Origin of the sequence: Pseudomonas sp. DC3200b2, assembly GCF_049895785.1 — a bacterium.
Lineage (GTDB): Bacteria > Pseudomonadota > Gammaproteobacteria > Pseudomonadales > Pseudomonadaceae > Aquipseudomonas > Aquipseudomonas massiliensis.
The window spans coordinates 346776-373437 of record NZ_JAFCTA010000003.1; the positions used below are offsets into that span (position 1 = coordinate 346776).

A 26662-nucleotide genomic window follows, 5' to 3' on the forward strand; every position below is an offset into this window, starting at 1 on the left:
GCCACATGGACGGACGCAAGGTTAGCCCGCCAGCACGGCTTCGAAAAAGCCGACGGGGCGTGGCGGGCTTAAACTTATCGTTCTCCCTACTAAATGTTCAGGTTAAAAACTCTTAAATTCTCTCCGCGAAAACGTGCTTATAACCACCTTCTCGATTTATAGCCAGCGTGCCTAGCATGTATTTCATCGGCGTTAGCGGAGCCCATTTGCGAAGCGGCTCAGATCCAGAGGCAGGCGACGGGGGTGGAGCCGCGCTGACTGCCGAGCTACTGGACGGGATAACCGTTTCGGGTGAAGGCGAGCGAGTAGGGGGCGGGCTTGGTCGCGGGGAAGCGGGTATATGATGGATTTGAGCCTTCTCCTCGAACCTTACTGTTTTAACTGCTCGAATGCTTGCTCTGGCTTGCCCATTGCCTACCTTGAATACCTGCATATTGTCGCCCAATCCTGAAAAATCGAACTTGGGCATCGGTAGTAACTTTGTGGTGGGGATGACCCTGGCGGTCTGGGGCATGTTAAGGATCGACGTGCTCGCCGCTTCACCCGTCGCGGCCTTGAGCCCTTTGGCCACTGCCTTGCGTCCCAGTGCTCCGGCCATGCCGCTGATCACCAAATCCCCGACCATCAGCAGGGTCCCTACTATGCCGTCATCTTCCACGACTTCGGCCGCCACCAACAGGTTGTAAGTGAGCACGGCGGTGCTCGTCAGGGCCGAGACAGTGAAGGCACCTAGGCCAACCGCCGATGGAGGTGCAACGACCATACCCACCACTAGCATCACGGCGGATATGGCGACCGGCAGCCAACGCTCCCAGAAGCCCCGTTGCGGTTGTTCGAGGGGAGGGCGGTAGTCGGGGCCTATGATGGTACTGGTGTAGTGCCCGGTGGGGTCTCGGTAGGTGACGGGGTTGCCGCTGGCATAGGCATAGGGATTCACGCCGCCGACCCCGAAGGGGCTTTCCGAGTCTGGCGCGTTGAAACGACCCAGATGCGGGAAATAGATGCGATAGCCTTGGCCCAGCGGGTACCCGGCCAACAACGCATCCCGCCGTTCCCCGTTGAAGCCCCGGCCGCCCTGCAACCCGGGGCTGGCTTGGCCATAGGCGTCATAATGGATCGGCTGATAGTGCCCGGTCATTGACTCGCTCCGCACGGTCCCCGCCAGGTCGCTGCCCTGCCAGAGTACCCGGCCGTCCGGCAGTCTTTCCGCCACGGGCTCCCCGGTGATGTCCGTCAGGTACTGGCGGCTTCCTGTGGCATCCTGGCTATGATTCGGCGCCAAGCCCTCGTAAAACCAGCGAACCTGCTCGCCATGCTCATCGGAAGTCGCGACCAATGCATCGTGGGGGTCGTAATGATACTGCGTAGTCGCGCCTTGGCTGTCCGCGACCTTGACCAGGCGGCGATACCCATCATGGGTCAGGCTGCGACCGCGACCATCGGTGAGCAGGCAGCCGTTGTCGTCGTAGTCGAAGTGTTCCGTCGGCGCATAGTCCGCGGGGCTATAGGTGATGCCCATAAGCCGGCAAGGGTTGTCATCGGCGTAGCTATGGAGGGCGATCACGGCATCACCGTCGGCCACCTCGGTAACGGTCATCAGGACGTTGTCTAGCGCGTCGAACGAGAAGGACTGGCTAATGATAGGGCGCCCCAGCCGATCCTGCGGGAACCAGCCCGGCTCACCCTCATAGCGGCATTCGTACAGCCTGCCGCGTTCGTCATAGCGGAAATATTCCGAGAATACGAGCGCTCCGTCGACGTGGTAGTCACGCCGATAGGGCATGTCGTCGTCGCTCCACGACTGCTGGATAGAGATTGGCTTGCCACCTGGAAGAGACACGGTGCGCTTGCATTCACGGCCATGGATATCGTACTCCCGGCTGCAGACCGACTGGCCATCAGGCCCATGGGTGACGGTTCGCTCCACCTGACCCCAGACGTCGTACTCACATTCGGTGGCCAGGCTGTCCTGGTTGATCGCCTTGGAACGACCGAAACGATCATAGACATGCGTGCTGGCCTGCGCGCCATCATCCTCGCGCTTGATGCGGCGGCCTTGCCGGCTATAGGCCAGGCGGGTGGCATGCATTGGTCCATTGGGAGGCGTGGATGTGAGCCCGATCGCCTCGCCGAGCGCATTGTAGCTGAACTCGGTACGCTCGCCGCCCTCGCTGACCGCCGAGGTGACCGCCCCGGTGGCCGGGTCGTAGTCGAAATCACGAATCTGGCTTGGGCTTTCGATCCGCGTAGGTGTGTCGGCCAACTCAGGCGCGTAGCTGTAAGTCCCCAGATAACCGGAGGGTTGTCGATACTGATAAGGCCGGCTTTCGCCGCCTCGATAGAAAAAGCGTTCTGTAAGAGTCCCGACTGAACGCTCGGTCAGCCTGCCTAGACCATCGAACGCTTGCTCACCCACCAAGACGTCAAGCGCCTGGTTAGGGTCGTAGACACTTTTGCTGACCGGTAACGTCGCTGCCGAATGCTCCGCGAACGCTTGCCGAATTTCGCTCTGGTCGTCGTAAGCGGTAGCGATCAGCCGGTCGAATGCATCGTAGCGATAGCTGACCGAGCGGGTGAACGTCGATTTCGAAGCCGGGGCTCGATCCTGTGGTTCTCGCAGCGTTTGTGTTCTGGAGATACAGCGGCCAAGGCCGTCATAGGCGTAGTCGATTCGACTGATCAAAGCAGGCGGTTGATTATCACCCGCGTCAGGGGCCTGCCTGGCTGCTTCCAGTCGCGCCTCGTAACCAGGCTTGCCGAAGGCGTTGAACCGGGTGACCTTCCACTGGCACCGCTGCCCGGGGTGGTCGGGATGCTCCAGCCAGGTTTGCAACTCGGCGGCACCGTGCTCGGGAATAGGGTCGATACGGGTCACCCTGATCAGCCCGGAGGGATCTGTGGTGCTGTAGAGGTTACCCCAGGCATCGTAGCGGTAATGCGTGGTCAGCACCGTCACCTTACCCGCCTCGAAATCGTCGAAGGTTTGCGTCGATAGGCGCTGGCCGAGCCCATTGTATTGCGTAGCCGAGAGCTGGAGGGTAGCGCTGTCTTCGGTGAGCTGCCGCCACTGGGCGACCTCCCGGCCGAGACCATCCGTAACCTCGATGTGGCGCACACCCTTCACGTCGGTGAGTATTTGTCTATTGCCCCGTTCACTGTCCTGCTGTGCGACGGCCTGCATCGAAGGAGGGCCGGCGAATTCATAGTTGAAGCGTCGGGTAGCGCGATGGGCTCCGTCGGCGCCCTCCACGGACTCCTCGATAACCCGTTGCAAGGCGTCATGGACGAAGCGCACCGTTACCCCGTCGGCATCGACGCTCGCCACTTCCAGGCCTGATAGCGTGGCGACCGAGCGCTTGGATTGGCTCTGGGTCTTGTCGAAGCCAGTAAGGGTGATGGTGGTGTCCAGCGTGCTGTCAGACAGCGATGTGCCGCGCCGGGCATATTGAAAGCTCATGCAGCTTGGCTTGCCGCCCAGGATGTCTTCCTGCAGTCGAACACGCCCGTGGGCCAGGGTATCGATCGCCTGCCCGGGCGCCCTGTTCGCGGAGGAGGGAGTGTCCAGCTCGGGCTCTCCATAGTAGTGATAGGTTGATACCCGCAGAGCATCCTCTTGGCCTTCCAGACACAAGGCCTCTTCTTTAAGCAAAACCTGGCCCGCGCCCTGGCTGCCGGCCAGAGCGGGAATGGCTACATAGCGATAACCCGTGATCCGAATAGGGGCATCTGCCTCGCCGTTACCGGCTGGCCTAACGGTTTTACTTTTGATGTAGTGCACAAAGCCGTGAGGGTCTGGTGGGCAATCACCCGCCACGCCTTCCGGCGGATAATATTCATAGCTGAGCGTGACGCCGTCCGGGCCTGTTTCGCTCATCGGGTTGCCGTGAAGATCGAACGTTTGCGTCAGGGTTTCCAGACGGGTGCCGTGGCCATCGAGCTGCCAGCGCGTTTCGGTGGTTTTGGGCAACTGGCAGTAGCGTGGCTGATCCTGGAAGGGTTTGCCCGCTTCCATATGGTACTCGACGGTGCGAATGAGTTTGTGGCCGTCCTCATCCGTGGTCTCTTCTACCAGTTGATGGAAACGATTGTAACGGCGCTGGATGTCGCGTACGTGGGCCTGACCGTCATAAACCTTGGCGGTGCTACCATAGCGGAAGTTATCATCGGCTGCTTTATAGAGCTGATCGCTGCCATCGTTGGTCCAGCGGCTCAGGGCCCCATTGCCAAGATAATTCTGCGCGGTGTATTCCCAACGCGTTTCGAGCAGGGGTTGCCCCAGGCCTGGGTCCTGTCTGTGACGAGTTACGCGTGGTAGGGCCGGTGGCCTGTTGGCCAGGTCGTCGCTAGGCCAGGGGAATGGGTGCCCCTGGTCGTTGTATTCCAGCTCTTCGACGCCGCCCTGGGGCGTTTCAATGCGTTTAAGGCAAGCGTAACCGCGAATGGTCTGGTACTCGAGCGTCCATTGACCGCGTTCGATGTCTACCAGATTCACGCTGTCGAGCTGCCCGCCCGTTCGGGCGAACGCCATGGACAGGCCCGGTTGCGGGGCGTCAGGCGCCAGTGTGACCGTGGTCAGTTGGTCCTGATAGTCGATGTGCAGTAAAACCGTTTGGCCGTCATGGTCCAACACCTTGCTCAACACCGTGACATTACGGTAAGTCTCGTACTCGAGATGAAGGGTATGGCCCAGCGGGCCGACCAGTCGGTCTGTCAGGGCGACCCTTCGGCCGTTCTCGTCATGCAGGCTCATTTCCTCGATCAGCCCGCCACGGTGGACCAGTCGATAAGGGCCCGTGGCGAGGCTATCGGCGTAGAACCGAAACGCCTCCAGCTTCTGCTCGGGGATGGTGGCCGGCTTCTGCATGCCGTTGGCGGCCGTGACCTGGAAGGTTTCACCGCTGGCGGTGCTCAGCATGCCCTGGTTGTCCGGGCTGAAGCGGGTCAGGTTCAGCATCCAGCCACGACCGAAGCCTTGATCCAGCGGGTTGAGCAGGTTGTAGCTCAGCGCCAGGGACAGGCTGGGCCCGGCCAGCTCGCCACTTTGAAAGCTCGGCAAGCGCAGGCTAGCGGCAAAGTGCCCGGTACGCGGATCAACGCCTTGGGTGAAGAAGTCGCCAAAGTTGAAGGCATTGGATTGAACGTTCGTCTCGACTGTCATGAGAAAGCTTCCTTATTGCTTTACCGTGGCGCAACGTACATGGCTCGGCAGCGGCGTGGAGGTAGGCCGCAGCCCGGCAATGACCTTGCCGTCCGGGCAACTGGCGCTGCCCCCGCTTTCGGATCGCCAGTCGTCCTCGGGCTCCACGGCCAACGGGGCCTCGCCAAGGCGGGGCTCGGCGCACTCATAGGCGTCCTTCCTGGCGCCCATAAGTACCTTGCCATGGGGGCACATCACCCATCCTCCGGTGCTGCCTTTCAGGGTTTCGGAGTTTTTCATCTGCAATTCGGCGGTTTTCGCACACTGGTATTCGTAGGCACCAGCGCGGTTTACGAAAGCGCTAAGCGCGCCCTCTGCGCAGGTGGCCTTGTCAGCGCCTGGGCGCAGGACCCTGTCCGTCAGTGGAAGCGGCGTGTCGAACGCTGGCTCACCCGGCAAGCGCGACAACTGCACGCGCATGCAGGAGAGGGTTCCCCGGGTGGGGTTGCCGCGGAGCGCATTCAGGCGCAGCCCTTGCCCAACGGGAAAGCCTAGGTCGTTGGCGCCCAGGTCCAACAGGTTGACCAAGGGAAGGCTGGCACCTTCTTTCCAACTGGTAAGGGTAATGGCGTAATTGCCCTGGTCGGGGCGGCAAAGTTCATCGTCGGTCAGTACGATGCGCGTGGCTGAAGGAATGCCGCTCAAAGCGATCTTGGCAATCTCGTCGTTCGGCACAGGGCTGCCCCAGTTACGGAATTCGTAGCGCTGGTCGCTGCCGAATTGTCCAAGACCGATGTTGTAGTCTTTACCCTTGTCGTCCACGAAGTGAACCTGGCCGGTGGGGGCTAACGAAGCGGATTTCGCTGCCGAGGCGGATGGGTAGCCTTGGACCGTTCCGCACAGGTACCAGGTTTGGGCATCCTCGGGAAACGCTTCACTGCTCGTGCTTTTCCGTCCAATCAACAACTGATCGTCCGGGCAACTGAAGCGGCTGTCTCCTTCGAGGAAGGGGCCGTGCCACCTAGGCTCGGCTGTGATCCGCACAGGATTTTGGCGTTCATCCAGCACTTGCCGGCAGGCTAATCGGTAATAGGGCGCATTTTGTCCGGTCGTTCCGGTAAATGACCAAACCGCGGTGTGCGCCGGACAGATATCATAGCCGTCTGCATACTGGGCCGGCGGGCGCTCCGGCACTTTGGGCCCACCTTGCAAGCCCAAGGCCGGGTTAAGACAGCGATGCTCGTACCTATGCGTGGCAAAGTTGAAGGATCGGCCGATGATCGCGGGCGCGTTGTCGCCGCACAAGCTCGTTTCAGTGCCGGTCGTGCTGCGCCATGCGCCGGCAAGCTGGGTCAGCGGTAGTGTGGGCACGGCCTGGCCGGGCAGACGCGAGGTGGTCATGCGAACACAGGCCAAGCCATCCAGCGAGGCGCCTGGCTTACGATAGCTGGCTTTGACCCTGAAACCACTATGGATGGTGTCCTGCCCCAGGGACATCAACTGACTGATCGACAACACGCTCGCAGTGCCTTCCCCGATGGGGTAGGTCGCGTTTTCACGAACGCTGGTCAGTTCGATCCAGAAGTCCTGATCCTGGCTCTGTTCACAGAACTCACCGCTGCTCAGCACCAGGGTGCTGGCCGAGGGAATGTTGACGAAGCGCAGGTAGCGGACCTTCCCGGCCTGCACGGGCCTATCGGCCGTCTTGAGCGAGTATTGATTGCCCCAACCCCAGCTGGGGTTGAATTTAAGGTTGTCGCCATCGTCGGTATGTTCGTTCCACAGAATGACGGTGCCGGGTGGGGATTGTATTGCCTTGGTCGGATTCTGCTGCGGCGCGGAAGTCGCCTGGGCCAACGCGGTCAGGCTACAGCCGAGCCCGAGCCACGCCAGCCACTGATGCGGGCGGCGAAGGAAAGAGAAACTCATGGTCTGCTCCAGAAAAAGCAGGCACGCGCCGGATGCGTGCCCTGTGGACGGTCAGAAAAACAGCGCGCATTCCAGATAGGTCTGCCCGTTCTCATCCCCGAAATGCGCCCGTCCAACCACTGCCATAGGCTCTGGGCATTTCAGGTCGGATGAAGATTGGGAACCAACCATCAAGTGCCGCTGGCGAGGCACCATGTCCTTGCCCCAGGCATCGATCAAGGTCTGGCAGGTGTAGGTCGTGGGGCCATTTTCGTCGCCCTTGTGCGAGCGGGCGACAAGGACGCTGTTCTTAGGGCAGGCTACTTCGGCGATGTTCTTTTTATCCTCCGTGAGTCTGTAGCCCTGGGATTCATTGTCCTTTGTAATTGTCCACGTCTTCTCTTTATCGCCGGACAATAACAGCACGTCACCGCCTTGCTTGAGCGTGGCGCAGCCGATGGTGGTGTCGGCATTCTCATCGCCGTCGTGGGTTTCACTGATGATGACGCCCGCCACCGCTTTTCCATCCTTTTGCGTGCAGTCGAACGAAGCCGCGCTTTCCTTCTGCGTGATGAACCATTGTTGGCCATAGACAGCCTGTTCGGCCTGCGCCGTAGCGCCGATAGCCGTCAGTCCTGCCGTTATCAGGAAAAGGGTGGTCAGTCGAAAGGGTTTCATAAAGCCTCCAGTATCAATGCGTTGGGCCTGTATTGAACGCGTCGTTATGACGATCCGATGCCATTCAAGGAGCAAACGCCGACCGTGCCTAGCTGGCAGGTTTGTCAGTACCTTGCGTTGGTTCGAGGGGGTATGTAGCAGCATTCCCTACGTGCAAGAGATGCCCATATGAAGCAGAAACTTTCCCCACCCAGCCGGGATGCGCTGGTCGCCTGGATGAAGACGCATGACATGCTGCTGGGATGGAATGCGGTGATTGCCTATGACCGCCTTATGGTGAACCGGCTGCTACGTCAGCAATGGCTGGAAAAATATGACAACGGCGAGCGCTTGCCTCCGACCAAGGGCAGGTTCGAGGAGCAAGCCCCTGGTGAATACAGGTGGCTGGGGGGCGTTAGCTATGGGCCTCCAATTCTGGAGTTTTCGGCTTCAACGTTGGAAAGCGCCCGAGCCACCTTGATTTGGCAAGGCATCGATGGCCCGGTTGGAAAGATCGGAAACCAACCCTTGCCTGGAATGGATGCGCAGTGGGAGCTTCAAACGCTGGCCTATGAAAACCCGCTTACCGGGGCGCGGCTGATTCAGCCGGTGGATCTTCAGTTGACGAGGGTGGAGGCCGGTTCCAGCGGGGAAGTGTATCTGGACCTCAAGCATGCCAATGCCACAGCGCGCTACACGGTGGTCCCCAGGCTAGCCGAGCAGGAGAAAATGGGCGCCCAATTGCTGAGGTGGCGCTCGCAACAGGCGCTCGGCCCGCTGCGTTACGTGCTGAGTACCTGGGATGCAGGCCTGGAATTATTGTTCAGCCCAGCCGGCGGCGCTGTTCGTATTCACCCAGGTGCCGCTGAAGGAGCGGTGATGGTTCTGTTGCATGGCCAGGGCAACGCGCCAGGCGATTATCCCAGCGAGGGCGGCTACCCGTATCCGGTTCCAGCCGGTTCCACGGCCAGTCTGTTGCTCGATCAGCACTACCTTGGCCAACGGTTCCTGGCCTTGATACAGCTGGGCATCGCCCCGCAGTTGCGTATGGATTACGACGTTGAAGATGGACATTTTTCCGGGCGCGCAAAGGCAGGAAGCCTGGTGCTCTTCGGGGTACCCATCCTCGGCGGCGGCGCGGTGATTGCGTTCCGGCCTGGCGAGCGCCTGGACTTCGTGCAGCCTCAAGGCAGGTCCCTGACGATCCACGTCAGCGCCGCGGCCACGAGGGATGGCGTGTTCGCGGTAGAGCTGATCTGGGCTGGGAGCCAGATGCTGCACTTTCGAAGCGCGCCAAGTGGCACCCCGGTGGAAGATAACGAAATACAGGTTCAGTGGGATGTGCATTACCGAGGCGAGTACGTCATAGACGACAGTGGAACGCTGTTGACGAGCCGTAACCCTGAACGGGTCCGCCACACCGTGGAGGCCCGGCTTGTCAAGGCGGCTGGGCATCTGGGTGGCAGTGCGCGGAAAGCCTTCGAGGCTTATTTCGAAACCTACGTATTCGACTGGCGCATCCTGGAAGATCGGGTGCGCTCCCGCCTTCTGATACCAACCGTCACGGTCAACAGCTTGCGTCTCAACAGCGTCCTGTTTCAAAACCAGGCGCCAGTAGCGCTGGAACAACTGAGCCTGGCCGGACCACTGGCATCGTTCGGCCAGGTCAGCCCAGGGAAAACACGTTACTGGATCAAGGTTCATCATCAAGGCAATGAAAGCGATGTAGTTGCGGCCGGCACCTGCATCGATCTCGCTATCATGGACGCTGACGCTGCGCTCAAAAGCGTGAGCTGGGAGATCGTCGGGCAGGGCGCCTCCCAATGCCAGTCCGACCTTGGCGTTGTCCACGGAAGTGGTACTCAATACCGCTATCAAGCGCCTTCCGCCACGAGCTTGCATAGCCGTACCCTGCAGGTACGACTTATCGCTAGCGCGACCTTTTCCGATAGCACCAGCTGGCGTGGCCAGGTGCTGATCACGGTCCTTCGTGACGCGGTGCAAGTTTCGCCGCAGGTGTGCCTGCTGGAACGCGGGCAGCGGTGTCAGTTAACCGCGAATGCGGTGCGAGGCTCAGTCACGGCTTCGGTAGAGGGAACGGGGACGGTCGTCAACGAGCGTATTGAGCAGCGCCCGAGCGAAGACGGCTATGACTGGGAGTACCAGGCGCCCAGCGGCACCGACGCGCTCGAGGGGAACGAGCCGGCCATTCCCGGCAAGCCCCGGGCGCTTGACTATCGTCGTTTGCAGTTCAGGGGCGCCGCAAACGAGCACGGTCACTGCGACCTGGTCATTGCCTACGCGCCACTGGACCTACGGATTCGGGTGACGAAGGTACAGCCTTCGCTCGGCCAGACCCGGGTCGGCTTGCGTGCCTACTGGAAGGACGGAGAGGCTTTGACCCGCGCGGATACCCCACGGTGGGTTGTGGGCCTGGGAGAGGGCAGACTTGAGCCTGGAGCCGATGGCGACGCTGTGCTGGTGCTGCCGGAAAGGCCCTTGCAGGGCTACGTGGTGGTGGAGGTTCGCGTGTTTCGAAGCGACCTTTCCCGGGCGATGATCACTGCGCCACCGAAACCCGCCGACTTCGTGGGCGTACGACTGTTCCCGGTTCCCTGGGTGGAAATAGACATGCCCGAATGATGTGTCCGCTGGGGTGATGTAGGGTTGTGATAGCGGTGCGACCTGACAGTTCTGCCAGTACCGCCGCCTGACTCGCAGACGTATAACTTGGCCATGGTTGTCCACTCGATGGAGTTTTCATGGTCCTGAATCACCCCCGGCGCGACCTTGTCTCGCCACGCTCCTCACTGCCTCCGGCGCCACAGGTTCCTGTCATGCGGGGGCAGGTCATCCTGCTCGAAGACGTCGGTAACGAGGGGCTGCAGACCTTTATCCGGCATCCCGATCTGAAAGTGGGCGATAGTCTTACGGTGCACTGGCGTGGACGAACGCTGGACGGTATCCCTGTCGATGCTCCCCACAGTGAAGTCCCGGTGCTCGACCCGCCGCCAGACGACGGGTTGCGTATCGATATTCCGATCGAGTTCCTCACTCGGATACGCGGCGGAGAGGCTTTCTATTCCTATGGCTGGATAGACGGTGCCTCTGGCCAGGAGATGGAGTCGGAGCGACTTATCTGTTACATCGACCGCTCCGCGCAGGCTGCGCCTGAATTGCCGGTAGCCCAGATATTCGAAGCCCATGATCTGTATATCGAATATGCAAGCTTTCCCAGCAAGGGCAGCGTAATGATCGCGCCCTACGAAGCAATGGCCGTGGGCGACGTTGTCACCTATGCCTGGCAAGGCTATCGCGGTTCGCTCGCGCTGCCTGTCAGGAAGGGTTCCGTTACCCTGGACGAAAGCCACCTGGGGAAAACACTGGCGCTTGACCTGGCAAGGTCCTCTTTGTCGGGGAACGATGCCGGAGAACTCTCCTACACCGTAGCGTACAAGGCTACGAATATTACCAGCCAATCGCCGCCCCAATATTACAAGGTTGGTTCCTCCGCCGAGGTCGAACTGCCCCCGGTGACCATCGACGGTCATTCGGGAGGGGCGCTGGATCCTGCTCAGTTTCCTGACGGGATTCCGGTTCGCTGCCCTGTCTATCCGGGGATGCTGACCGGTGACCGGCTGTGGGTACGCTGGCAGGGCGCCAAGGAAGCCGTCACGCTGCAGCGTTATGTAGACATTTCGATCGCCGATAGCCAGCGGCTGTTGTTCGTCATACCGTCCAACACGGCACGTCAGCTAGGCAGCGGTACCCTGACGTGGCATTTCAGCCGGCCGGGCAAGGCGTTGCGCAGCGAGCCGCTGCACGTGGACCTTCAGGTGGCGTTGAATCTGCCCGCGCCAGTGGTCAGCGGCGTAACTCACGAGTCAGACGCGGATAACCGAGGCTATCTACGACCTGAGGCGATCGCTAGCGCCGGGGCGGTGACCCTGACCATTCCGCCGACCGCGGAGTACCCCGGGGCGACCGTGGCCATGCACTGGGCCGGCCACGAGCCAGGAGGCGCCACCGTTATCGGCCGGCCGGTGTCGGAAACCACGCCCCGAGTATTCCAGGTGGGAAGAGAGTTCATCGCCGCCAACATGGGAGAGGGTGATGACAAGCGCATCCAGGTGTTCTACCGCGCCACCCTTGCCGACCAGAGCCAGGATTCGGCCGTTTACCAGCTCCAGATCAAGGCGCCTGAGCTGGCTAGCCTGAGCACCTTGGTTTGCGAGCCGGCGCGGGACGGAACCTTGTCAAAAAAGGGGCTACCCAGCGAAGTGAGGTTCAGGTTGCCTGAATGGCTGTTCATGGCCGCCGGGCAAATCATCTATGTAACCGGCCATGGCACTGACCTGGACGGCTATCTCGTCGAAGGGCCGTTAACCCCTTCGAATGGGTACGTGGTGACAGAGCCGGACGCAGCCAGCCAGGCCGCTTCGTTTTCCAAGGCTCGCAGATGGTTCACCGATCTCAAGGACGATTCCACGCTGGACTGCGACGTCCAGGTCAGCTTCGACGGCGGACGCACTCGCATTCCCTTCCCCAAGCTCAGCTTGCGCGTCACCGTCTGACATCATCACTACACTACAAGGATATTCTTATGCCAAGTATCACTGGCCAAGAAACCGTGGAAAAGCTCATCGAATGGATGAAGCAGCCCACCACTAATTACACGCAGGACTGGAGCGCAGTTGCCGCTTACGATCGGGAGAAAGCCAACCTCCTGCTGCAGCAGGAATATATCGAGCGCTACGACAGCGGCCAGTTCATCAAGCCTTCCACGGGGCGCTTCGAGGAAGTGGACCCTAACGAAAAGACTTATCTTTCCGGGGTAACCTTCGACCCGCCGCGCCTGAGCTTTGAAAACTCTACTCTTGAATCCAGCCGGGCCACCCTGACCTGGAAAGCGGTGGATGGGGCCACGGTCAATCTATCGAGCCTTTCGCACGGTAACACCGCAACCTGGAGAGTAGTTGAACTCAATTATCAAATAGGGTTGGCCAGCTCGAAGCTGATCCAGACGATTGACCTGGAAACCAGTAGCGGTGGGACAGGGGGCGGCGAAGTCTACCTGGATATCCTTAAACCCACCTCATCGGTAGAGCCGCGGTACACGGCTGTGTCGGTCCGGTCACGGCAGTTGAAGGCCGCCCGCGAGCTACACGCTTTGCTCGCCAATACACCGGGCCAGCAGACACGCTTTGTCCTGAACACGATAAAGCCTGATCCGCAGGCGTTTTTCGATCCCACCAGCTTCGCCGTTCGTGTACATCCCAGCGCGCAAAGCACCACAAATGCGTCAGGAGCGGCGCAGGGCGCTGTTCTGGTATTTATCAGCAGCCACAACCAGGACATCGGCAGCTTTCCTAACCCCAACAACTATAAGTTTCTGATTCCGCAAGGCTATACGGCCACGCTCGCGGTGGCCAGGAAGTTCATGCTGCGGCGTTTCATAGAGCTTTTTCTCAAGGAGCTGGATTCCGATGCGGAAGTCACTTTTACGCCTCCTACCGGTGTTCCTGAGCTAGCTGAAGTCAGAACAGGCACGCTTCCTACGAAAAATTTGACTTCGACAATGAACCTTGACGGTCGCGAGATAAAGTTCGAGGTTTTGGAAAATCAGCTGGATTTCATGGGGGCCGATCCTGTTTCGCAACCTTTGACCGTAAAATTCACCGAGCCTGGCGATGGCGCTCTCGGCTTGCAGGTCACTTGGAAAGGTAGTCAAGGATTTGAATACTATAGTGGAACCGGGGGGCAGGGAAGCAATTGGGTAGATGGCGAATACCGTTGGGATTATATCTGGAACTATGCCATCGAGCTGATCGGTAACGATCTCGAAATCAAGGAATTGGCTCATTCCATCCGCCACAAATTCGTGCCGGGGAAGGTCGAGCACTATTGGGAGGATCACCAGGGGGAAGTGGTCGCCCACTTGGAAAACGAGATATTCGACAAACAGGTGCGCGCGCTGGTCACCGATGCGTTGCGAGCCGGGTTGGGCCCGCTCAATACACTACGCCTCAATCAAATGCTGTTCCGCAGCGAGGCGCCAGTGGCACTGGAAGACCTGCACATGGCCCAGGCGCCGGTCGTATTCGGCCAGGTATCGCCGGCACGAACCCGCTTTTGGCTCAAGCTTGCAGGTTTTGGCGATGAGGGGGAAGGCGTACAAGCGGGGAGCAGCCTGCCGCTGACGATCGAGGACGCCATGGGCGCGCCTAGCTCGGTGACCTGGTCCATCGAGACCATCTTCGGCCTTTCCGAGACCAAGGGTGAGGTTACGGGCACAGGCCTTCGGTATAGCTACAGGGCGCCTTCCCGCGAGAGCCTGGCGGGCGGCTATGCAATGGTACGGCTGAGCGCGACGGCGACCTTCCCCGGGGACGAAAATACGTACACTTCCAGTACGCTTGTGAAGGTTTATGCCAGCAACCTCTACGTTTCCCCGCAAGTTCGGCTATTGGCTCCAAATCATAATATCGATTTGAAAGTGGAAGGCCTGGGGGCAGGGAAATACAACGGTCGCATCGACAAGGACCCGGATGACGGGGCCAGCCAAACCGAGGCGTTGTCTGCGCATGACAACGACGATGGCTACAACTTCAGATACACGAGCCCCAATACGACCACCGATAAGGAACCGGGCAGCAGTACCAAGCCCAAGGCCATCGAATATCGTCGGCTTGCCTTCAACCAGGAGGGTGCGGACGGCGAGAGTGATAGCTATGTGGTGGTGCCTTACCACGGCGAAGAATTCGCCATCACGGTGGTGAAGGTGACCGAGCAGGGTGGCAGGACCCAGGTCGAGCTCCAGGCCTATTGGAGTGACGGCGAAGTACTCGACTCCGGGTATGCCCCCGTATGGTCGGTACCCATTGGAGTAGGCGAGATCCAGGGCAAACCCGACGGTACCGCTGTGCTTACGCTTCCCAAGGAACCTATCCAGGGCTTTTCAGTGGTGGAGGTCAGGGTTCTCTACGAAAACACGTTCGCTACTTCCACAAGCAGCAGCCATCGGTTTGCGAACGAGGCGTCGAGCGACCTTCTCGCGCCGCCCAAAGCAAACCCGGATTACGTAGGCGTAAGAATTTTCCCCGCCCCGTGGTTCGATGTCCCAGATCCCAAAAGTGGCAGCAAGAACAATGAAGCGCCCTCGCTGGAGGGGTGACCTGATCCGCGCGGGCTCCGTGCACGGGCGGGGCTTGTTCCCGCCCGCCTGACGGCAAGCCGCCTGGGAGTTTGAATATGGCAATGACAACCGAAGACCTTACCCGCTACTTGCAAAAAAATACCGTCACGCTTGGCTGGGCCAGCGTTACCGTAATTGAACTTGAAGCCGCCGCGACGAGGCTCAGCGAACTGTTCCGCTTGCGCCCCATGAGCCATTTGACCTTCAAGCCGTTCGACATTCCGGCATTCGACACGTCGCCCAATGAGACGGTGCGCTTCAAGGGGCTGCGCTTGGGTACGCCGCGGCTTAAGCCTGGGGTCGATACCAGCGGCGCGCTACCGGCGGGGGAAATGGTGCTGTTCATTCCGCTGGTGGGGGGCGTCTACAGCGTCACCGCCGTGGCGAATTCGGTGGAATATCTCTATGAACACACAGCCCTGGCGGAGCATCAGGGCTATGGATTGAGCGTGCGTTTACCCATGTCTGCCTTGCGGGGCTGGGTCAGAGAAGGGCGCGTCAATTGGCAATGGTCGCTCGATGATATAAAAGCCGTCGAATGCAACCTGGGTACCGTCCCGGCTAGCTGCCAGAAGGTAGCCGATAAGCTGCTGCCATACGCTCGCGAAATGGGCCTGCTGAAGAGCCCGGTATACACTCACTCCCTGCCGGAGGGGGTCGAGGGGCCGCTAAGCCCGGTCGGCCTGCTCATGAGCGTAACGGCTTCGGGAGAAGGCGATGACGTTTACGCGTTCAATCTATTCGCCAGCAGCACCCTGCAGCCTCAAGAAGGTTCATTGCCAGGCCCTGGTTTTCCCTTCATGCTTCCGAAGAAATCTGCGGGTCAAGGTTATGAAGCCAATGCCGGGTTATACGTCAAGTCGGTGTTTTCTCCTTTCCTGGAGTCCGCCGTCCCGGGTGCCACCGATGCCTTGCTGAGCCTGATCACTCCCGCCCCGCTACTTGACCTGGCGAGCTCGAAGTGCGTCGAAGATGCCCTCGATAACGCTTACTGGGCTCAGCTTCCCGCCCTCGAACCCCTGCCTGAAGCCGGGCAGCCGCGACTGGCGCCAGCCATCGCGACGCGCCTGCTCGGTCCGGCGGCCAAGCCGGTTGGCGATGAACATGAGGCGGCCCTTTTTGCCAACACGCCTGTCACCTTTCAGGCGGGCGGCCTGGTTGCGCCCATCAGCTGGAGTTTGACCACATGGGCGGCCGAGGGGCAGGCCCAACCCCCTGAATCCGTTGCCGAGCTGATACCTTCGCCCGAGGGCGCCAGCGCGACGTTACAGGTGGCTCCGAACGTGGAAGATGGTCATTTTCAATTACGCATTCAGGCTAGGGATGCTCAAGGCGAAACAGCGTTAGCCGACGTGATTCTGCGACCGGCCTCGCTCAGTGCCCGGGTAACGCCGCCCCTGGCGGCCGTTGATGTCGATGGCAATGCGTTCTTTGAGATATTCGACATTCTGCCCAACCTTCAAGTGTTGGGCGGGCAAGCCCAAGGCCGGGCCGAGTCGACCGAGGAGGGTTTCTTCTTTGGCGCAGCAGGCACGGCGGAGGAAGGCGCCGCCGTGGTGCTGGCCGATTCGGCTCGGTCGATGGCCGGTCAGGCGCTTGCGCCAAGCGCCCGCTATGGCCTAGGGGTGGTCGACTTGACGCCGCCGACGCGCACGCGTTCGCGCTGGACCGAGCTGGACATGTTCAAGCTGGAAGCGAGCCAGGGTGATCGTGTGTATGCCAACGGCCGTCAACAGTTGGAGGTGACCATCACCGTCGGAACCAAAGCCGTGAACGGGCGTTATGTCCCGCTCAGCCAAGCGGAGATGAACAGCCTGCAATTGTTCATCAAGGACACGTCAATCAGCCCTATCGAGTTTCTGCCACCAGGAGAGGAAGAGATCCGAGCGGAGATGGGTTTGAATTACGCCCAGACCCTTGAGCATAACGGTGCATACCGATTCTACCCCGGTGGCGCGGCCACACTGACGAATCCATCCGCTGACGATGGAAAGACCACGGCGCGCCTTTACCTGATGACGCGTACCGCGGGGAAACTGACCCTGATAGCGCGATTTACCAGTGATACAGGTGTGGTGTACAGCTCCAACGTCGTCGATGCCAATAACGGGGAACTCAGCGTTAGAGGCGTGGCACCGCCTACGTTCACCGCCGGTACTTACAGGTTCCAGCCCGAGGTTGTCGGCTCACCCTTCCCAGGCACCTGTGTGGTGAACGGAAGCGATGTCGGCAACTGCTTGCGCTCGGTCACCTATTGGAAGTTGGCATACCAGGACAGTAGCGTTACCCAGGTGCCTTTCGTTCGTTTGATGTTCGATAAGAATCCTCCAGGCAAGGCCGAGTCGCAGCTCTTTCCTACTCAGTCCCTGATGCGTTGGGAAAGCGATCGCATGGCCGAGGTAATGTTCAGCTATACCGGCTATGCCTTCGCGCCCAGCAGGGTGGATGGCGGGAAGGAAAGCGCGTTCGACCCGGCCACGATGTACTACGACCCGCTGCTGGAGTGGTTCATGGACCACCGCGACCCCGCCTCCCTCGACCATGGGGTGAAAACCGCCGCGGGCACGCCCACCCGGGTAGACGCGGGACAGCTCTGGATCGGCCTGTTCCGTACTGACGACACTCTGTACTGGAGTGACATCGACAGCGAAACCGACGAGGACAAAGCCTTGAGGCGGCACCCGTTCGCGACATTCGGCGCGCATATGGACGGCGTGGGGCTGAACGTCAACCTCATCGACCAGGACGGCAATCTGCATCCTCTTTCAATCCAGTTCAATGGCGCCAAGGGCGTAGGAGGCCACCGCGATGCATTGCGCGTCGAGGTGCGTGGCCTGTCTGATAAGTGAGAAATCGGTAATGAACATGTCAAAGCTCGCAGCGGCTGATCGCCTGCATTCCAACGCCTTCAATTTCGCCAGCTTCGTGCAAGGAGGCATGGACCCCCGTACCGGCCTGTATGCTGTTACGGTTACCCTGCCAGAGGTCAAGGCCAATGCCCTGGGCGGTCCGGTGCTTCCGCTGCGCCTTAGCTACAGCCCCGCCAGTCGGGAGAACCAGGGTTTTGGCGAAGGTTGGGCCCTGAACCTTACCCGCTACCATGCAACTGCCGCAGGCAATTTCATATTGAGCTTGCATGGTGGGGAAAGTTATCGGGTCACTGGCAGCGGTACTGAACCCGATATTGAAGAGCGCAAGCTTGAGCATTTCCATTTCTATGCCGATGGAGACAACAAGTGGCGGGTAGTCCACCACGACGGCCTGGTGGAATACCTGCAACTATTCGGCGACGTCGCTTACCCCGTGCGCTGGGAAGCGCCCTCTGGGCACGGGGTCGACCTGAACTATGGGGAAAAGGATCGGCTCGAATCCCTGCGCGATGATCTTGGCAGCGAAATCCTGCGGATCACCTACACCGCTAACCTGGTCACGATCAGCGCCTACCCCACGACCTCGCTTCCAGCCAGGTTTGAAATGGACCTGGTCGCTAACGAGGTCCGGGAAATCCGCTTGCCGGTGGAGGAGAACGCTCGCTGGGCCTTCACCTATCAACAGCGCAACGGGTATCGTTTCGTTACCCAGGTGCGAACCCCACTGGGCGCGCTGGAACGGCTGGATTATGAGGACACCGGCCACCCGTTCCCGGACAATCGTGCTGCCCGGTTGCCTCGGGTGACCAGGCACCGTGTCGATCCGGGGCGCGGCCAGGCTGAAATGGATACCCGTTACGAGTACACCGCTAACAACTTCCTCGGGGCGAACTCCAATATTTCCTGGGCCGATGACGGCCGCGACAACCTTTACAAGGCCTCCGCCGACTATACCTACGGCGGTACCGCCAGGCACTACCTGGATGGGCGCGAAGTGCGCACCGTGGAGCGACGCTATACCAGCTTCCATCTGCTTGCCAAGGAAATCACAACCCAGGGCAAAAGCGTCTTGGAGGTGACTACCGACTATCATGTGGAGCCGAACAAGCCTTTCGCCGACCAGCCGCCGTTTTGCCAGTTGCCCAAGCGTGAAGCGCGGCGTTGGCAGAATCAGGACGGGGCCACCCGTGTCGAGGTTCGCACCACCAGGTATGACCAGTACGGCCAGGTACGTGAAGAAGTGGACGCCGCCGGCATTCGTACGGTAACAGACTATTATCCAGCCGTCGGCGAGCCGGAGCTTTGCCCCGCCGACCCTTACGGCTTCGCTCGGCACCTGGCAAGCCGTACCGTACATCCGGCAGCCTCCGCCGCACCCGGCGCGCCTACTCTGGTCACGCGCTACACCTATAGGGCCTTGCCTGTCCTCGCGGGCGCCAGGTCTAGCGGTGAGTGGGTAACGGTCTGCACCGAGACCCTTGCGGACCACGCCGCGCCCGACGTGCCTCTGCGAACCCTCAACCATAGCTGGCTGAATCAACCCGACAATGTCTTGCAGCATGGTCGCCTGCAGGAGCAAGTGACCAGGATGGGCGGCTTCGACACGGTTCAAAATTTTGTCTATGCCCTCAAAGACAGCGCCTGGCTGCCTCAGAGTGTGCTGCATGCCACCATTACCGTCACCGGCGTAGCGGATGTCGAGGATCAGGAAGGGGCGGAAGGCGACGGCGCCCTGGCAGGCGCCACGGTGAGTCGTGTCATCAATCAGGAGCACTCGATCCTCACGGGCCAGGTGATGCTGGAGCGGGACGACAACGACGTGGAAATCCGCTACCACTATGATGCGCTGCAGCGGGTAACCCAGGAAACCATTGCCCCTGGCACCGAATATGAAGCCTCCAGGCACTTCAGCTATGGCCTGTCCGCGGGCGAAGGCAGCGCTGCCTGGCAGATCGAGGAGGACGTGCAAGGTGTGCAACTGCTTACCTACTCTGATGGGCTGGGCCGGGCCGTGGAGCAATGGCGTAGCGAACCCGGCGACGCGCATCTGCGCGCCCGCGGCCGGGTAATCGAACCCAGGGGCCTGAAAGTGTTTGCCGCAAGCTTCGATGCCCTGGGCCAACAGACCAGCGAAACGTTGTTCGATGACAGCGGCGCGCAAGGCGCCTCGCAGGCGCTGACCACAACGTACGAGTATGACGACTGGGGGCAACAGTGCGCGGAGCAGGGGGCGGACGGGGTGTATCACGTACGCGCCACCGATCCGGTAGGGGATGGACAAGGGCCGACCATTACCGAGTGGCAGCGCAGCCAGGACGGGGCGCTGACCAGCGCCAGGAGAGTGACCCATCTGAACCCGTTCGACCAGCCTTGGAAAATCACGCGGCTTCTGACGGAGAAGGACGAGGACGGTAAGCTGATCAGCTACGATGAGTTGCTTTGCGACTACGATGGGCTTGGACGCAAGGTGTCCGAGGACAGTGCATGGAACGGAACCAGCCGACGCAAGACGGCCTTCGCTTACGATGCGTTCGATAGGGAAGTCACCCGCACCCTCGATGACGGCGCTGTGGTTACCCGCCGCTATTCCCCGCATAGCAGCGAAGACCTGCCCGTTCACATCGACCTGGACGGTCAGATCCTGGGTACGCAGGCCTTCGACGGCCTCGGCCGGATGATCCGCGCGACCACCGGCGGTCGCCTGCGCAGCTTTTTCTACGAGGATAGCCAGACGCGCCCGAGCAAGGTCATTACGCCTAAGAAAGCGGAGATCCGGTATACCTACCAGCCTCGCCTGGGCGAGGCACCCATCGAGCGCAGGGCACCGAACCAGGGTCAGGAGCGCTATGACTACGATGGCAGAACCGCGCGCTTGCTGGCCTGTCATCAAGCGGAAGAGCAGGTGCTGACCAGGACCTACTTCACCAATGGGCAGCTTCAGCATGAAAGCCGCCGGCTCGATGGCGTCGACTACTCCATGAGCTACCGCTATAGCGCGGGCGGGCGCCTGCTCGGCTACACCGACGTCAACGGCGAGGAGCAGGTTCACCATTATGACGCTGCCGGACGCTTGAGCCAGACGCTTCTGGGCGCTAGCTTGAGCACGGACCTCACCTATGACGGGCTGGGACGTACAGCGTCCATCCGCACCAAAGACCTCGTCGATGGAAACAGCCTGGTCACGACGCTCAGCTATGATGATCTGGGCCGAGAGATCAAACGCTGCTTTGACTATGGCGATAGCGTAGATACCCTGGAACAGGCCTACGATGAAGCGGATTGCATCACCGAGAAAACGTTGCGGGCGGGCCAAACCCTGTTGCGCAGGGAAACCTTCCAGTACGACGGGCTAGGGCATTTGAGCGAATATACCTGCCAAGGCCCTGAATGCCCCGTGGACCCTTACGGCAACACCTTGTCAGGTCAGATCTTCATCTGTGACGCCCTGGACAATCACCTCATGGTGATCAGCACCTTCAGCGAAGCGGCCACCCGTCGTGCCAGGGACGCTTATGGGCGCTGGCGCCAGATGCGCTCCAGCTTGGCCGACCTGGCCAAGGCTTGCCTGGCCGAGGAAACCGACATCGCTGAGTATCGCTACGAAAACCCGGCGGACCCTGCCCAGTTGACGTCCATCGTACGCGAGGATCCATTGCCGGGTTACCCGGCCGAAATCCTCCTGCCCTATGACGAAGACGGCAACCTGCTGAGCGATGACGCTGGTCGGGAGCTGGCCTATGACGCGCTAGGCCGGTTGGTGTCCGTCCGCGGCAAGGACGCGGAGCGTGACAGCACCTACCGATACGATCCCACCGATATCATCAGCGGGCGTAGCGAAGAACAGTGCACAGAACATCGCTTCTACCGGGCTGGAGAGCTGGCTACCTTGGTGCAGGGCGAACGAAGCACTCAGATCGTGCGCGCCGGCGAGCACTTGGTGGCGGAACGGGAGGGCGAGGGGAGCTGGCGTCGGCGCACTGGGTAACCCGCATCTGAACGGTTGAACCCTGACGCTTGGTCTACCGCGGCCTGAGCCCTGTACGCTACAGGACTCAGGCCTTTGCAGTATATTTTCAAGGCGCGCCACGGCGCCTGGCCAGTTGATAGCACGCTTTCACCCCCAGTATAGGTCCAGCATGGGCGATGGGTTCAGTTCTCTTTGACGACTCTGAACTCAGTCACTTGAACGCTTCGGTTTGGCTGCTCGGTTCGGGCTTGAAATCTACCCGGGCTTGGTAACGCCGAGCCCCTGTCCAGACACGCCGCACCATTGCAGACCGGAACGGCTACTACAAGCGTGATCGCGCATTTACAAACCACTGGAGCCTACTTCATATTTCAGCCTTGCTGATCATGTAGACGTAACGGAGTAGCCCCCACGTGGAACAGTCGCTCAACCTGCCGTTGGAGACGGTGTATATCCAGCGCATAGATGGCACCCGCCTCGGCCCCTTCGAGGCGCGGCTGGAACCAAGCAAGGCGTTGATCTGGGAAGTGACCCTCAATGCCGGTGCCGGCGATACCCTGGAGCATCATCGACCTGACGGCGCCGTGGTTCACCATCTGCTCACCAATACTCATTTTCAACCCAGGATGACGGGTATCGAGGCGTACTACACCTTGCGCTGGCGTTCGGAGTAGGGCTCAGTCGGCCAAAGGACAGGCCGCGAGCCATTGTCCAACATCGAAGCACGGGCAGGCTTTGATGAATTCGTCTGCGGTAATGCGACCGTCGCCATTGCGATCCGCAGAGAAGTCCCGATGGCCTCGGATGCGTGCCTTAGGGTAACGGGCCTTGAGCTCATCCAGCAATGCGTGGAGGCTGGCGAACTGCGCTGTCGTGAAGTTATTCTCCGGCCTGCCCTTGGCGTCGACCCCGCCGATCAGGCAAATGCCCAGGGAAACCTGGTTGAATCCGCGTACGTGAGCACCGACGGCCCCCTCGGGCCGGCCCGGTTCAACCAAGCCATCGCGGCCGATCACATAGTGGTAGCCGATGTCCGACCACCCCTTGGCCAGGTGCCAGCGCCTGATGTCGGAGGCGCGTACCTGCGCATCAGGGGAGGTGGCGGCGCAGTGCACCACCAGCCAGTCGGTACGGGATCGCTGCTTGAAAGTCACGTTCGTCATGGCCTGCCTCCTTAGCAGTGCGTGAAGAGGCGTCCAGCAAAGCCTGTCGGCCGCCGGTGTTTAAGCCGGAAAGCCTGCCCTTCAACCGATGGGGCGCCACGACGGATGCTTTTTAAGCCCTGCTCGGCTACGATTGGCGGTCACTTGCTTCAGGTTGCGACGGTTTTCATGGGTTATCAGGTTCTTGCACGTAAATGGCGGCCGCGCTCGTTTCGCGAAATGGTCGGGCAGGGCCATGTGCTCAAGGCCCTGATCAACGCGCTGGACAACCAGCGCCTGCACCACGCCTACCTGTTCACCGGCACCCGCGGCGTGGGCAAGACCACCATCGCCCGAATCATTGCCAAGTGCCTGAATTGCGAAACGGGGATTACCTCGACGCCCTGTGGTACCTGTTCGGTGTGCCGCGAAGTGGATGAGGGTCGTTTCGTCGACCTGATCGAGATCGACGCCGCCAGCCGCACCAAGGTCGAGGACACCCGCGAACTGCTCGACAATGTCCAGTACGCGCCCAGCCGGGGCCGCTTCAAGGTCTACCTGATCGACGAAGTGCACATGCTGTCGTCGCATTCGTTCAACGCCCTGCTCAAGACCCTCGAAGAGCCACCGCCCTACGTCAAGTTCATCCTGGCCACCACGGATCCGCAGAAGCTGCCAGCGACCATCCTGTCGCGCTGCCTGCAGTTCGCCCTCAAGAACATGACCGCTGAGCGGGTGGTGGAGCATCTGAGCCATGTGCTGGGCGCGGAGAGCATCCCTTTCGAGGAGGATGCGCTCTGGTTGCTGGGGCGTGCCGCCGATGGCTCCATGCGCGACGCCATGAGCCTGACCGACCAGGCCATCGCCTTTGGCGAGGGGCGCGTGCAGGCGGCGGACGTGCGTGCCATGCTCGGCACCCTGGACCACGGCCAGGTATTCGACGTGCTCCAGGCCCTGCTGGAGGGTGACGCCAAGGGGTTGTTGGCGGCCATTGGGCACCTGGCCGAGCAGGGGCCTGACTGGGCCGGCGTGCTGGCCGAGATGCTCAACGTATTGCACCGGGTGGCCGTGGCCCAGGCGCTGCCCGAGGCCGTGGACAACGGCCATGGCGACCGCGAGCGGGTGCTGGCCCTGGCCCGGGCGCTGCCCGCCGAAGACGTGCAGTTCTATTATCAGATGGGCCTGATCGGCCGCCGGGACCTGCCCTTGGCGCCTGAGCCTCGTGGCGGTTTCGAGATGGCGCTGCTGCGCATGCTCGCCTTCCGCCCCGCGGGTGAAAGCGCGCCACCGGCGCAGCTAAAGCCGGCGGGGATCAGCCAGGCCACGGCTGATTCCCCCAAGGCGGTGGCCGATGTCATAGCCACGGCGCCTGTGGCCCCGTCTGTGTCTGCCGGGTTGCCCGCCGTGCAAGCCAAGCCCACCCTCGCGCCAGCTGCTAAGCCCGAGCCCGAGCCCGAGCCCGAGCCCGAGCCCGAGCCCGAATCCAAGCCCGAGCCACTGCCGGAGCGCACCCTGCAAGCCCTGGCCGCCGATGACCCGGACTTGCCCTGGAACACGCCAGCGGCCCCAGAGCCGGAGGTGCCCGTGCAGGCACCGGCTCCCGCGCCTGAAGCCATTTTGGATACCCGTGCCGAGCCGCCGCCGCTGCCACCCATGCCGGGGCCGACCCCGGCCAGCGCCGTGCCGCCCGCGCCTGAGGTGGATACCGAATTGGATGACAATGGTGGCGCGCCCATTGAATACCAGCCCGCCGGCATGCTGCGGGACGACGACCCCCCGGCCGACGACGAGTATTATCCTGCGGAGGCGGACCCGAGTAGCTATGGCTTCCTGGACGATCTGGCCAGCCACGCCGCCGAGCCCAGGGTCCTGACGCCACCACGCCCAGCCGCCGAGCCGGCCACCGGGCTGGCCTTGCGGTGGCTGGAACTGTATCCCAAGCTGCCGGTGTCCGGCCTGACCGGCAGCATAGCCGCCAATTGCAGCCTGGTGGCGGTGGAGGGCGGCACCTGGCTGCTGCACCTGGACCCGGACCAGGGCGCGCTCTTCAACGCGACTCAACAGCGGCGCCTGAACGAGGCGCTGAACCAACACCTGGGTGAAGCGATCACCTTGAAGATCGAGCTGATCCGCCCCAGCCAGGAAACCCCGGCCCAGGCTGCCGCCCGCCGCCGCGCCGAGCGCCAGCAGGAAGCGGAGCAGGCCATTGCCCGGGACCCATTCATCCGCCAGTTGGCGGAGCGGTTTGGCGCCACGGTACGCAGCGATACCATCGAACCCTTGGACACCCTGGCCAACCAGGGTGAATGAAACAGAACGAATGTGGAGATTCGACCCATGATGAAAGGTGGCATGGCAGGCCTGATGAAGCAGGCCCAGCAAATGCAGGAAAAAATGGCCAAGATGCAGGAAGAGCTGGCCAATGCCGAGGTCACCGGCCAGTCAGGCGCGGGCCTGGTCAGCGTGGTGATGACCGGCCGTCACGACGTCAAGCGCATCACCCTGGACGACAGCCTGATGCAGGAAGACAAGGAAGTGCTCGAAGACCTGATCGCCGCCGCCGTCAACGACGCGGTCCGCAAGATCGAGCAGAACAGCCAGGAAAAGATGTCGGGCATGACGGCTGGGATGCAACTGCCCCCAGGCTTCAAGATGCCGTTCTGACAAGAACGCATGCCGGCCGGCGCGGTCTTCCTTGAATCGTCCCTGATTGAAGGAACCGCGCCCCATGGCCACCCCCGTCGAGAATCACCGCTTCGTTCTGGCGTCCCGCCCGAAGGGCAAGCCTGTCGCTGAAAATTTTCGCTACGAAACCGAGCAATTGCCGCCGCTCGAGGACGGGCAGCTGCTGTTGCGCACGCTTTGGCTGTCCCTTGACCCCTACATGCGGGGACGGATGAGCGACGCTCCTTCTTATGCGCCTGCGGTGAATATTGGCGAGGTGATGACCGGCGGCACGGTCAGCCGGGTCGAAGCCTCCCGCCACCCGAAATTCAACGAAGGCGATCTGGTGGTCGGTATCACTGGCTGGCAGACCCACGCAATTTCCGATGGCACGGGCTTGCTGCCGCTGCCGGCGGGCATCCCGCAGCCGTCCATGGCGTTGGGTGTATTGGGGATGCCGGGAATGACCGCCTTCATGGGCCTGACCCATATCGGCCAACCCAAGGCCGGGGAGACCCTGGTGGTGGCCGCCGCGTCTGGCGCGGTGGGTTCGGTGGTGGGCCAGGTCGCCAAGCTTAAAGGCCTGAAGGTGGTAGGCGTGGCCGGCGGGCCGGAAAAATGCCGTTATGTGGTGGATGAGCTGGGTTTCGATGCCTGCCTGGATCATCGAGCCGACAGCTTCGCCGACGACCTGGCCAAGGCCTGTCCGGAAGGCATCGATGTCTATTTCGAGAACGTCGGCGGCAAGGTCTTCGACGCCGTCTTGCCGCTACTCAACCCTCATGCTCGGATTCCGCTCTGCGGCTTGATCGCCCATTACAACGCCGAAGACCTTCCCGAGGGCAAGGACCGTTTCAGCCTGCTACCTCGTGTATTGCTGACCAAGCGCGTGCGAATGCAAGGGTTTATCGTGATGGATGACTTCAAGGACCGCCACGCCGAATTCTTCTCCGCCATGGTGCCCTGGGTGCGCGACGGCAAGGTCAAATTCCGCGAGGACGTGGTCGAGGGGCTGGACAAGGCCCCTGAGGCGTTCTTCGGACTGCTGGAAGGCAAGAACTTCGGCAAGCTGGTGGTCAAGGTCAGCGACTGACCGGCCGCCGTTGACCCAGCCCAGGGGGC

Annotated in this window: 13 protein-coding genes; 9 read left to right on the plus strand and 4 right to left on the minus strand. The window is 61.2% G+C overall.

All coding sequences use genetic code 11. The features are described 5' to 3' along the window. Positions 1 to 112 precede the first annotated feature (112 nt). From ACP691_RS10965 to ACP691_RS10975, 3 genes are read right to left on the minus strand one after another with little or no spacing between them, the layout of a single operon-like run. Complete coding sequence (locus tag ACP691_RS10965) at positions 113 to 5158, minus strand: RHS repeat domain-containing protein (protein WP_426149480.1); 5046 nt, start codon at positions 5156 to 5158, stop codon at positions 113 to 115. 12 nt (positions 5159 to 5170) lie between these two features. Beyond that, the gene (locus tag ACP691_RS10970; protein WP_426149481.1) at positions 5171 to 7066 is read right to left on the minus strand and encodes a hypothetical protein; all 1896 of its coding nucleotides are present in this window, start codon (positions 7064 to 7066) and stop codon (positions 5171 to 5173) included. Between the two features lie 51 nt (positions 7067 to 7117). Then, on the minus strand, positions 7118 to 7723 hold the full coding sequence (locus ACP691_RS10975) for a hypothetical protein (RefSeq protein ID WP_426149482.1): 606 nt from the start codon (positions 7721 to 7723) through the stop codon (positions 7118 to 7120). Between the two features lie 168 nt (positions 7724 to 7891). Between ACP691_RS10975 and ACP691_RS10980 the strand changes: the two genes are divergently transcribed. The 6 genes from ACP691_RS10980 to ACP691_RS11005 all read left to right on the plus strand — a co-directional run bounded on the left by ACP691_RS10980 (position 7892) and on the right by ACP691_RS11005 (position 22408). After that, positions 7892 to 10345 (plus strand): hypothetical protein, encoded by a 2454-nt coding sequence (locus ACP691_RS10980; protein WP_426149484.1) that lies wholly within the window; start codon positions 7892 to 7894, stop codon positions 10343 to 10345. A 119-nt stretch (positions 10346 to 10464) separates the two neighbouring features. Then, positions 10465 to 12276 (plus strand): hypothetical protein, encoded by a 1812-nt coding sequence (locus ACP691_RS10985; RefSeq protein WP_426149485.1) that lies wholly within the window; start codon positions 10465 to 10467, stop codon positions 12274 to 12276. A gap of 29 nt (positions 12277 to 12305) precedes the next feature. Then, entirely contained in the window at positions 12306 to 14876 is a 2571-nt protein-coding gene (locus ACP691_RS10990; protein WP_426149486.1) for a hypothetical protein, read from the plus strand. A gap of 77 nt (positions 14877 to 14953) precedes the next feature. Further along, complete coding sequence (locus ACP691_RS10995; protein ID WP_426149487.1) at positions 14954 to 17746, plus strand: hypothetical protein; 2793 nt, start codon at positions 14954 to 14956, stop codon at positions 17744 to 17746. A gap of 16 nt (positions 17747 to 17762) precedes the next feature. Then, on the plus strand, positions 17763 to 21752 hold the full coding sequence (locus ACP691_RS11000) for an RHS repeat domain-containing protein (protein WP_426149488.1): 3990 nt from the start codon (positions 17763 to 17765) through the stop codon (positions 21750 to 21752). Between the two features lie 395 nt (positions 21753 to 22147). Further along, a complete protein-coding gene (locus tag ACP691_RS11005) occupies positions 22148 to 22408 on the plus strand; it encodes a hypothetical protein (RefSeq protein WP_426149489.1) in 261 nt (86 codons plus the stop codon). Between the two features lie 3 nt (positions 22409 to 22411). Here ACP691_RS11005 and ACP691_RS11010 read toward each other — a convergent pair whose 3' ends face one another. Further along, positions 22412 to 22897 carry an N-acetylmuramoyl-L-alanine amidase gene (locus ACP691_RS11010; protein WP_426149490.1) on the minus strand — a complete coding sequence of 162 codons (486 nt, stop codon included), beginning with the start codon at positions 22895 to 22897 and terminating at the stop codon, positions 22412 to 22414. A 168-nt stretch (positions 22898 to 23065) separates the two neighbouring features. Between ACP691_RS11010 and dnaX the strand changes: the two genes are divergently transcribed. The 3 genes from dnaX (at position 23066) to ACP691_RS11025 (ending at position 26633) form a co-directional block, all read left to right on the plus strand. Next, the gene (dnaX, locus tag ACP691_RS11015; protein WP_426149491.1) at positions 23066 to 25186 is read left to right on the plus strand and encodes a DNA polymerase III subunit gamma/tau; all 2121 of its coding nucleotides are present in this window, start codon (positions 23066 to 23068) and stop codon (positions 25184 to 25186) included. Positions 25187 to 25213: 27 nt separating this feature from the next. Beyond that, complete coding sequence (locus tag ACP691_RS11020) at positions 25214 to 25540, plus strand: YbaB/EbfC family nucleoid-associated protein (RefSeq protein WP_426149492.1); 327 nt, start codon at positions 25214 to 25216, stop codon at positions 25538 to 25540. Between the two features lie 64 nt (positions 25541 to 25604). Beyond that, the gene (locus tag ACP691_RS11025) at positions 25605 to 26633 is read left to right on the plus strand and encodes an NADP-dependent oxidoreductase (RefSeq protein ID WP_426149493.1); all 1029 of its coding nucleotides are present in this window, start codon (positions 25605 to 25607) and stop codon (positions 26631 to 26633) included. Positions 26634 to 26662: the final 29 nt, after the last annotated feature.